At 39.9% G+C, this 11,039-nt stretch carries 9 protein-coding genes; 8 read left to right on the top strand and 1 reads right to left on the bottom strand.

All coding sequences use genetic code 11. The annotated features are described in order from the left end of the window. Positions 1-259: 259 nt before the first annotated feature. The 5 genes from V7659_RS00465 to V7659_RS00445 all read left to right on the top strand — a co-directional run bounded on the left by V7659_RS00465 (position 260) and on the right by V7659_RS00445 (position 5,747). On the top strand, positions 260-1,159 hold the full coding sequence (locus V7659_RS00465; protein WP_335452931.1) for a fumarylacetoacetate hydrolase family protein: 900 nt from the start codon (positions 260-262) through the stop codon (positions 1,157-1,159). A 55-nt stretch (positions 1,160-1,214) separates the two neighbouring features. Beyond that, positions 1,215-1,514, top strand: a complete 300-nt coding sequence (locus V7659_RS00460) for a UxaA family hydrolase (protein ID WP_335452934.1) — start codon at positions 1,215-1,217, stop codon at positions 1,512-1,514. After that, positions 1,507-2,676, top strand: a complete 1,170-nt coding sequence (locus tag V7659_RS00455; RefSeq protein WP_335452937.1) for a UxaA family hydrolase — start codon at positions 1,507-1,509, stop codon at positions 2,674-2,676. The genes V7659_RS00460 and V7659_RS00455 overlap by 8 nt, the downstream gene beginning before the upstream one ends. Positions 2,677-2,699: 23 nt before the next feature. Next, entirely contained in the window at positions 2,700-4,166 is a 1,467-nt protein-coding gene (gucD, locus tag V7659_RS00450; protein ID WP_335452940.1) for an alpha-ketoglutaric semialdehyde dehydrogenase GucD, read from the top strand. A 258-nt stretch (positions 4,167-4,424) separates the two neighbouring features. Then, positions 4,425-5,747: an MFS transporter gene (locus V7659_RS00445; protein WP_335452944.1), complete on the top strand. Its 1,323-nt coding sequence runs from the start codon at positions 4,425-4,427 to the stop codon at positions 5,745-5,747. 143 nt (positions 5,748-5,890) lie between these two features. Here the strand turns inward: V7659_RS00445 and rpsD are convergent, their stop codons facing one another. Next, positions 5,891-6,493 (bottom strand): 30S ribosomal protein S4, encoded by a 603-nt coding sequence (rpsD, locus tag V7659_RS00440; protein WP_026563299.1) that lies wholly within the window; start codon positions 6,491-6,493, stop codon positions 5,891-5,893. 382 nt (positions 6,494-6,875) lie between these two features. On the opposite strand from rpsD, the gene V7659_RS00435 reads away from it, so the two are divergent. The 3 genes from V7659_RS00435 to V7659_RS00425 all read left to right on the top strand — a co-directional run. Next, complete coding sequence (locus V7659_RS00435; RefSeq protein ID WP_335537433.1) at positions 6,876-8,306, top strand: diguanylate cyclase; 1,431 nt, start codon at positions 6,876-6,878, stop codon at positions 8,304-8,306. A 100-nt stretch (positions 8,307-8,406) separates the two neighbouring features. Next, complete coding sequence (gene megL / locus V7659_RS00430) at positions 8,407-9,591, top strand: methionine gamma-lyase (RefSeq protein WP_335537432.1); 1,185 nt, start codon at positions 8,407-8,409, stop codon at positions 9,589-9,591. 138 nt (positions 9,592-9,729) lie between these two features. Further along, a protein-coding gene (locus tag V7659_RS00425) for an IS3 family transposase (protein WP_335537431.1) occupies positions 9,730-11,039 on the top strand; the annotation gives its coding sequence in 2 pieces (ribosomal slippage) (positions 9,730-10,102 and positions 10,102-11,039; 1,311 coding nt annotated over the 2 pieces). This gene is flagged as partial in the annotation.

Genomic DNA, 11,039 nt, shown 5'->3' with positions numbered 1-11,039 from the left:
TTTCAAATATGAAAGATTTGAAGTGAATAAGTAATTAAATTAAATAGTTTCTTGTTCTTTAATGAATAGGAGTTATTTTGTTAGAGCATGACAAACCTTGATTTGATAGGTAGTTTGGTGTTTATTTTTTTAAAAAATGAATTCATCTTTCTTTTTGGCACGAAATTTGCACTTAAAATTAATGAGAACGCATGAAAAATTTAATTGGGAGGGAACCCCCCATTTAAACGCTGTAATTAATATTTAAAAGGAGGACTATATGCGTATTATTTCTTATTTAAATGAAAAGTCAGTTCCAGTTCTTGCTGCTTTAACAAATGAGGAGCATATCTATTCACTGCCACAAAAAGACTTCTTTGAGTTAGCTCAGCAAGCAAAAGATCAAGATACTTCTCTTCTTCACTTTGTTGAAAACGCTATCTCAACCTTAGATCCAATATCACAATCTCTTGAAAAATTATCATTGCTCGTTCCGATTGAAGCTCCTGAAGTGTGGGCGGCTGGTGTTACATATGAAAGAAGCAAGGACGCCAGAAACTTCGAATCTATTGATGGTATAAACGGTTTAACCACTGTCTATGACAAGGTCTATGATGCCAAACGTCCTGAAATTTTTCTTAAATCCACAGCCGCAAGGACAGTGGGTCCAAATGATAAGCTATATCTTCGAAGTGATTCTAAGTGGCAAATCCCTGAGCCAGAATTAGGGATTGTCATTAATAGCGAGGGAGAAATTTTAGGTTATACCATTGGAAACGACCTGAGCTGTCGTGATATTGAGGGGGAAAACCCGCTTTATTTACCCCAGGCAAAAATCTGGAGAAATTCCTGTTCTATTGGTCCAGCCATTCTTCTATCTGAAGCGGTTCGAGATCCTTATCAATTTGAAATTACCTGCAGAATCTATCGTAACGGCGAAAAAGTGGTGGAAGGGAGCGCTAATACCCGCCAGCTAAAGCGGAAATTTGACGAGCTTGTTTCATATCTCCTTAAAGATAATCAGATTTTTAACGGCACTGTTTTATTGACAGGTACATGTATTGTTCCCCCAAATGAATTTACGTTAGCAGATGGAGACCAAATAGAAATTGACATATCTGATATTGGGGTTTTACAAAATACTGTCCATCTTGCAAAAAACGTTGTACACAATTTGTAAGCCATTCTCTAACTATTTTTAAAAGAAGACCAATATAAAGCAGGGGAGATTTAAGATGAGTACAGCTTTTAAAACGGTGATGATGAAGCCGAATGATAAAGTGGCTGTGGCTTTAGAGGGTATTCCAGCAGGGAGTCATGTCAAGGTCACATGCCAGGGGAACAGCTTTGACGTTGAATTAAAGGAAAAAATTGAATTCGGGCATAAGTTCGCTGTCAAGTCGATCTCCAAGGGGGAGGATATTCTTAAATATGGTGAAGTGATTGGTTCAGCCACTACAAAGATTGATATGGGTGAACATGTTCATATTCACAATCTGGAAGGAAAAAGAGGACGGGGGGATAAAGTTGAATAGTGGAAAGAAGTTTTGGGGATATAGGCGCCCAAACGGTCAAGTAGGGGTAAGAAACCACGTGTTAATCTTGCCTACGATTACTTGTGCAACCCAGGCAGCAAAACAAATTACGGAATTAGTGCAAGGCACGGTCTCTTTTATACATCAGCATGGATGTGCACAGGTAGGTGTAGATTATGATCAAACATTCCGTACTTACGTAGGAATGGGGGCCAATCCAAATGTTTATGGCGTGGTAGTTCTAGGGCTTGGCTGTGAAACCCATCAAGCACGCAGTGTTGCAGGAGAGATAGCCACGACAGGAAAGCCGGTTGAAGTGGTTTCCATTCAGGACCACAATGGAACACTTGGTGCCATCGCTGAAGGATCTAGAATAGCAGTGAAAATGGTACAGGATGCTTCCGCCCAAATGAAGGAACTCTGTGATTTCAGTGAGCTCATTATCGGGACTGAGTGCGGCGGTTCGGATGCATGTTCCGGTCTATCAGCCAATCCAGCGGTAGGGGTCGTTAGCGACATGCTTGTTGATCACGGAGGTACTGCAATTTTAGCCGAAACGACAGAATTAATTGGTGCTGAACATTTATTGGCACAACGTGCAGTCGATGACAGGACAGCCAAGCGAGTATATGAAGTAATCGGTGCTATGGAAAATCGGGCCATCATGATGGGAGTAGATATCCGTACAGGGAATCCAAGCCCTGGAAATATCAAGGGAGGGTTGAGTTCTCTCGAAGAAAAATCGTTAGGTGCTTCCAATAAGTCTGGCAGCAGCCCTTTACAAGAAGTGATCGATTATGCACAAGTCCCATCCAAAAAAGGTCTGGTTTGGATGGATACACCGGGACATGATATTGAACAGCTAACGGGGATGGTGGCTGGTGGAGCCCAAATCGTTTTGTTTACTACAGGAAGAGGTACACCTACTGGATCACCTATTGCTCCTGTTATAAAAATTGCAACCAACACTGGAATTTTTGAAAGAATGGGAGATAACATCGATTTGAATGCCGGAACGATTATCGAAGGCATTGAATCAATTGAGTCGGTTGGCCAGCATATTTTTGATGAAATTGAGCTTGTTGCTTCTGGAAAGCTCACGAAAGCAGAAATTCTGAAACAGTATGATTTTGGTATTTGGCGCATTGGACCTACATTTTAGGAATATGGAAAGGAGTTTTAATCATGACCACATCAGTTCAGGTAAAAACCCATCTTAACTATATTAACGGAAAATGGGTATCATCCCTCAGAAATAAAGTCGGCGCAGCTATTAATCCTGCCAATAAAAATGAAATCGTCGGCTACGTACAGTGCTCGACAAGGGAAGATGTTGACAGGGCTGTGGATGCAGCCAAGAGAGCGCAAAAAGAGTGGCGCCGTCTTTCAGGAGCAGAACGAGGTGATTATCTCTATAAAATAGCAAATAGTCTGGAAAGGCGGCTTGAAGAGGTTGCCGAAACGATGACAAGAGAGATGGGTAAAACGTTCCCTGAAGCAAAAGGTGAGACAATTCGTGGGATTGCCATCCTCCGTTACTATGCTGGTGAGGGGATGCGCAAAGCAGGTGATGTGATACCATCCACTGACAGCAAGGCGTTAATGTTTACGACACGCGTTCCGCTTGGAGTCATCGGTGTAATTTCCCCTTGGAATTTTCCGGTAGCCATCCCGATTTGGAAGATGGCCCCTGCCTTGATTTATGGGAATACCATTGTGTTTAAACCGGCACAGGAAGCAGCTGTTACAGCAGCAAAGATTATGGAGTGTATGCATGAGGCCGGCATCCCAGCAGGTGTAGTCAATATGGTTACAGGGGCTGGATCCGAAGTCGGCACAGCAATCGTTAACCATACAGACGTAAACGGCATTACGTTTACAGGCTCCAATGCCACTGGGAAACAAATTGGTCAGGCAGCTCTGGCCCGTGGAGCAAAATATCAGCTGGAAATGGGCGGGAAAAATCCTGTCATTATTACAGCAGATGCGGATTTAGATTTGGCGGTAGAAGGAACAATTAACGGCGGTCTTCGTTCGACAGGACAAAAGTGTACTGCTACAAGCCGGGTATTCGTTCACGCAGAGGTATACGGTGCATTTAAAGAGAAGCTGCTTGAGCAGGTCAAAGAAATTACAATTGGAAACGGCATGGAAGGCAATTCATGGATGGGACCTTGTGCCAGTGAGAATCAGATGAAAACCGTTCTCTCTTATATTGAAAAAGGGAAAGCAGAGGGTGCAAGATTGATATACGGCGGTGAACGGTACACGGAGAACGGAGGCGAAAACGGCTTTTTTGTCCAGCCTGCCATATTTGATGAGGTTACGAATGGAATGGTCATTGCCCAGGAGGAGATTTTTGGTCCGGTGCTGGCACTTATTAAAGTGGAATCAATTGAGGAAGCGTTAACGCAGGCTAATGATGTCGAGTACGGGCTTAGTGCCTCTATTTATACAAAAGACATCGGCACCATGATGTCGTTTATCAACGACATCGAGGCCGGACTTGTGCGGATTAACGCGGAAACTGCTGGTGTTGAATTACAGGCACCATTCGGCGGCATGAAACAGTCCAGCTCGCACTCCCGTGAGCAGGGCCAGGCTGCGGTCGAATTCTTTACTGCAATCAAAACAGTATTTGTAAAAGCATAGAAAGATAGATTCCATTAAACCCCTAAAATCTTCTTAGATTTTAGGGGGACGGCATCAAGTTAAAAAGGTTCTTTTATTAATCTTCAGATAGTGTTTAAATAATTAGAAATAAAGCAGAAAATGGTAAGACTCAGAATTTTATCCTCTATAGACTTTGCACGATGGCTATCTATCAATTGGTTAACCAAGGAATGCATGAAATTGTTATAATATTCTTAATTTAATTTGGAAGCGATTTCTATTATAGGAGGTTTTAAAATGAGAGAAATAAATCAAAAAAGAACGAAAGTTCGATGGAAGATTGCCATCTTCATGTGGGCAGCTATAGCTATTAATTATTTGGACCGTACAGTCCTGTCTGCTACCACCCCGACTATAATGAAAGAATTTGGCCTAAATGCGGCACAAATGGGGATTGTCATGTCTGCTTTCTTTTGGACCTATGCGTTATTTCAGATTCCTGCTGGTTGGCTGGCCGATAAAGTTGGACAACGATTCTCTCTTGCTTTAAGCGTTGCCTGGTGGTCCATTGCCACCGCATTGACAGCTGTTAGCCAAGGAATGAAATCCCTCCTCATTTTTCGAACCCTATTAGGAATGGGGGAGGCAGGAGCATATCCAAGCAATGCTGGTGTGACAGCAAAATGGTTCCCTGATCGAGAACGGACAAGAGTTTCTGCTATTTTTGACAGCGGTTCTAAAGTGGGTACGGCGCTAGCGATGCCCTTTGTTGTTTGGTTAATGACTGCCTTTGGCTGGCAAGTTCCATTTATCGTATCTGGTCTGTTAGGATTGGTTTGGGTAGCCATTTGGTGGGCTTATTATCGTGATCCGGAAAAGCATATGTATGTAAACAAAGAGGAACTAACCTATATTCGTGATGGACAGCTCAAAAAGGATGGCCTTGAAAATACCCAGCCGATGAAATGGTATCAACTTCTTAAATACCGTAATATTTTAGCAATGTGTGTAGGGTTTTTCATGTTAAACTATGCCATTTATTTCTTTATCACTTGGTTCCCAACGTATCTTGTACAAGAACGAGGCTTCCAATTGATGAAAATGGGTTGGGTATCCATGATTCCTCCACTCTTTGGTCTAGTTGCTGAACTTTTAGCGGGCTGGTTTTCCGACCATCTTTATTCAAAAGGCTATTCCTTAACCTTTGTTCGTAAATTGAACCTAGGTGGAGGTATGTTATTGGCAACCTCGATAGCTTTTGCGGGGCTGGTTAATTCAGCTGTTCTTTCTATCGCTTTACTATCGATTTCCTATGCGGGTTTAACGACTGCTGCTTGTGCTATTTGGTCACTTCCTGGAGACGTAGCCCCTGTAAATATGACTTCAGTTGTTGGAGGACTTCAAAACTGTGTGTCAAATATGGGTGGCATTTTGGGTCCAATTGTAACCGGTTTTATAATTTCTACTACCCACTCATTTACCCCTGCACTTATAGTGTCAGGAACTGCCACCTTAATCGGTGCATTAACCTATCTCTTTTGGCTTGGCAAAGTTGAACCTATTGTTCCTAAAACAAGCAGGAATCTAGGAAAAATAGATAACCATTCTATAAACATTTAAGAATCATAAAAGCTTATAAAAAGTTGAAAATAGAGGTTTTCATGTCCACGAATACTTAAAAATAACATAAATAAAAAACCCTAGAAACGTTGATATAACGCAGTTTCTAGGGTTTTTGTGATTGCTTTTAATAAGCAAATCAATTAACGAGAGTAGAATTCAACGATAAGAGCTTCGTTAATTTCAGCAGGTAATTCAGAACGCTCAGGTAAACGAGTGAAAGTACCTTCTAATTTGTCAGCATCAAAAGTTAAGAAGTCAGGAACAAAGTTGTTAACTTCGATCGCTTCTTTGATCACATCAAGGTTGCGTGATTTTTCACGAACACTGATTGTTTGACCAGGAGTTACGCGGAATGATGGGATATCAACGCGTGAACCATTAACTAAGATGTGGCCGTGGTTAACTAATTGACGTGCTCCACGACGAGTACGAGCTAAACCTAAACGGTATACAACGTTGTCAAGACGTGATTCAAGAAGAACCATGAAGTTTTCACCGTGGATACCAGCTAATTTGCCAGCTTTATCAAAAAGATTACGGAATTGACGCTCAGTTACGCCATACATATGACGAAGCTTTTGCTTCTCTTGTAATTGTAATCCGTATTCAGAAAGCTTTTTGCGTTGGTTTGGACCATGTTGTCCAGGAGCGTAAGGACGCTTTTCTAATTCTTTACCTGTGCCGCTTAGAGAGATTCCAAGACGACGGGAAATTTTCCAGCTAGAGCCAGTATAACGAGCCATGAATGACTCCTCCTTCGTGTTTTTATTTTGGTAAAATAAAAACCGTTATGAGACTCTTTGACAGCCATTTTATTTTCATGCACCTTCGCCCTTGCAGCTAAGGGTTACGAGATACACCATCATTTACATATGAGGAATAAAATGAGACTATTCAAAGTGAACACAATAGGCTGCAATATTTTACACAAAAAGTATTATATAATTTTTATTCTATCAAAGTCAAGAATATTTTTTTTAGAAGTGAGTCCAGAAGAATTTTGTCGAAAATATTATTTTAATAAAAGTTAATAATTTATACAAATAAATATCGCCAAAGTGTCTGAAAATTAACTATAATTAAGGGACGATGTATATATTTGGAATTAGATCGGGTGAAACCTAAATGGATATTCTCGAGTGTGATTTACAGTGGCAAATAAAAAGGTACAAACAATTAATAGAGATTACAGAAACACTTCATTCATCTCTGGATGTGGAGAACCTTTTGGATGAATTATGTGTTATCTTGAAAGAATTATATCCTGACAACTCCTTTTCCCTATTGCTTTCACAGGATACATATAGTCATAATGAACTTCCGATTATTGAACTTGAATATGATAGTGAAAATATTGTTGCTATTAAAGCTTATGGATCAGGAGAACTTCAATTTGAGTATTCTGCTACAGGTGACCATGTCATTATTTATGCACCCTTAAAAGGGAAACAAGTAACCTATGGTGTTTTGCAGGTTGTGGCAGCAACTGCGGCTGAATTCCATGAGTTTGAGGTAGAGTTTATTAGGTTACTGGCTAGTGCTGCGGGTAGTTCTTTGGAAAATGCCTATCTCCATCAACAATCAAAGCAGGAAATCTTCAATTTACAATTAATCAACGAAACTTCGCATTGCTTAAATTCCAACCTGCGATTAGTTGATACGATGACATATATGTCAGAACAAATCATCTCTTCCATTGATGCACAAGAAGTTGGGTTTTTCTTATTCACCAACGAACATGCTAAGGTAAAAATACTCCCAGGCTCAACACCCTACTTTTACACACCACAAGCCAAAATTTATATTGATTATTTAAAGGGAAAAATTGAACGAGAAAAAAATCCTTTATTTATTGGAGATTTCGACATCCAAACCATAAAAAATACACCAAGTTTTCATTCGATTCTTGCAGTTCCAATGATTCATAGCGAAAAATTAAAGGGTTTTTCCATTGTAATGCATCAAAAGCCCTATTTCTTTTCTTTTGATACTTTTAAACTCCTTCAGTCACTTATTCATCATTCATCGCTTGCACTAACCAATTCTATGCTCAGAGAAGAATTGGAGCATATGATTATTACCGATCACCTAACAAAGCTCTATTCACGTAAATTTTTGGATGAGAGAATTCAGAGGTCAATGAAAGAGTCCGGAGAGGGTACTTTTATCCTGCTCGATATTGATAATTTTAAAGAAATAAATGATACATATGGACATCAGGTGGGAGATCAAGTTCTTGTCCAGGTGGCAACCCTGATAAAAAACAATATCCGCGGAGAAGATATTGGTGCCAGATGGGGCGGGGAAGAGCTGGCTCTTTACCTTCCGGGAGTCCCATTAGACAAAGGAGCTGCTGTAGCTGGAAGATTAGTGAAAAAAATAGCTGAATCTTCTGAGCCGCATATTACAGTCTCTTGTGGTGTTTCTTATTGGAATAAGGAACAGGTCGATGCCTACAACTTCTTATTTAAACGGGCAGATGAAGCACTGTATATTGCAAAGGGGACTGGAAAGAACAAGGTCGTCATTCAAGAGCAAAATATAAGAGTTAGTTAGGGATGGGCACTCATATTTAAGAGTGCCCTAACGATATTTACCTAACTGACATATTATAAATCAATGGAATGTAAACGTTTTCAAACAGGAGGAATCCAAAATGGGGAAAAAGAAATCACGGTTTGAAACGGAAGTTATTCATTCAGGCTACAAGGCGGATGAACATCAAGACAGTTTAGTTCCCCCGTTATATCAAACATCCACTTTCACTTTTGCCAACGCCGAACAAGGGGAAAGAAGGTTTGCTGGTCAGGAAGAGGGATTTATTTATTCACGCTTAGGAAATCCAACCGTGAAAATATTAGAAGACAGGATCGCAGTTCTTGAACAAGGTGAAGCGGGCTTAGCGTTTTCGTCTGGAATGGCGGCCGTCAGTGCAGTGTTAGTGGCCTTAACAAAGACTGGAGATCATATTCTTTGTTCACAAGGAGTGTATGGTTGTACATTTGGATTGTTAGAGTTATTAAAAGAGAAATATGGAATCGACCACGACTTTTCTTTAATGAACTCGGCAGATTTATTAGAACAAGAAATTCGTCCAAACACCGCTTGTATCTATATTGAAACGCCGATAAATCCTACAATGAAGTTGGTAGATTTAGGATTAGTGGCGAGGGTGGCGAATGAAAAGGGGATTCCTGTTGTGGTTGATAACACATTTTGTTCCCCTTATATTCAAACCCCTCTAACACTAGGTTGCGATGTTGTCATTCATAGTGCAACCAAATATATCTGCGGACATGGAGATGTCATTGCGGGGCTTGTCATAGGGAAGAAGGAGTTTATTAGACAGGTCTCAAAGACGACCCAAAAAGACATCGGTGGGATTATCTCCCCTTTTGATGCTTGGCTATTATTAAGAGGGATGAAAACACTACCCCTTCGCATGGACCGCCACTGTGAAAATGCCAGTGAATTGTTTCGTTTTTTGAAAGACCATCCGAAAATTGAAACGGTTTATTTTCCTGGCGATCCGGAACATCAAGATTTTTCAATCGCTAAAAAACAAATGAAACAACCTGGCGGGCTTATATCTTTTACAATTAGAGGAACAAAGGAAACGGCGCAACAGTTGATGAATCAGCTGCAATTAATAAAAATTGCTGTTAGTCTCGGTGATGCCGAGACATTAATTCAACATCCTGCAACAATGACCCATGCCGTAGTACCAGAGGAAGAACGAAGAAAAATGGGCTTCGATGATACCTTACTGCGGCTATCCGTTGGTCTAGAATCATGGGAGGATCTTCAAGAAGACCTTGAACAGGCATTGGATAAGATTTAATAGAAAAGAGCACAAAGGAATGAACTATAACCCGAATAATGGACACTAATTAAAAAGTGCCCCTTATTCGGGTTTTTCTATGTCTTCAGAAAGGAAACCCGTTTATAATAAAAGAATTATTGTGGACGGAGGATTTACATGAGCAAGTATTTATTTACGGATTATCAAATTAAAGAATTAGAAAAGAATCCAAACGTTTTACGTGTATCAGAACGTTCAATTTCCTATCATCCTGACTTCAAAGTAAAGGCTGTAATGGAATATCAAAGTGGAAAAATTCCTTCTCAAATTTTTATTGAAAATGGATTTAACATTGAAGTGATTGGTAAAAATCAGCCGAAAAGGTGTCTACAAAGATGGCGTGAAACCTATGAAAAGTTTGGTGAACAGGGTCTTCACTTGGAACGCAGGGGAAAGGCAGCTAGTGGACGACCGTCCTCAAAGGAACTATCAGTAGAAGAAAAACTAAAAAAGGCTGAGGCCAGAATCAAATTTTTAGAGGCTGAGAATGACTTCTTAAAAAAGCTAGAGGAACTAGAGAGGCAGGCGTTGCAGAAGAAACGGTATTAACACCATCAGAGAAATTTCAACTTATTGAACACACCATTCGTCAACACCAATTAAAGAACCAAGTAGGTTATTTATGTGAATTAGCTGGAGTGAGTAGAAGTGGGTACTATGCTTGGTTAAAGGCAGCTCCTATTCGCCAGCGTAAAGATATGGAAGACGAAATTGACATCAAACTAATTCAGTTTATCTTTCTACAGAAAAAGGAGAAAGTCGGTGCTCTACAAATCAAAATGATCTTAGAAAAGGATTATTTTGTGGAAATGAATCATAAGAAAATTCGAAGGTTAATGCGCAAATATCAACTGGTTGCCAAGGTAAGAAAGGCAAAACCTTATAAAAAAATCTCTAAAGCTACTCAAGAACATCGTACATGCCCTAATCTTTTAAACCGTGAATTTAATCAAAAAGAACCTGGGAAAGTATTATTAACTGATATTACATATTTATATTATTCAAATGGTCAAAAAGCTTATTTATCCTGTGTTAAAGATGGCAGTACAAATGAAATATTAGCCCATTATTTGACCTCCTCACTAGAAATGGATATTGTTTATAAAACATTAAGAAGACTTAATGAAGCTATGGAGGAAGGTTTTCATCCTGAGGCGATCCTTCATTCAGATCAGGGGGTTCATTATACACATCCCCTCTTTCAAGCAAGAGTAAAGAAGCTGGCTATTACTCAATCAATGTCCCGTAAGGGAAATTGTTGGGATAACGCGCCAATGGAATCCTTCTTTGGTCATTTTAAAGATGAGGTGGATTATAAAGATTGTAATAGTTTAAATGAACTCAAACAGATAGTGGATTCATATATCGAAGAGTACAATAATCATCGTTATCAGTGGGGACTAAATAAGATGACCCCGGCTCAATAC

Source organism: Neobacillus drentensis (genome assembly GCF_036966985.1).
GTDB lineage: Bacteria > Bacillota > Bacilli > Bacillales > Cytobacillaceae > Neobacillus > Neobacillus drentensis_E.
Note: the sequence above shows the minus strand (reverse complement) of the source record. Positions and strands in the feature narration are given on the sequence as shown.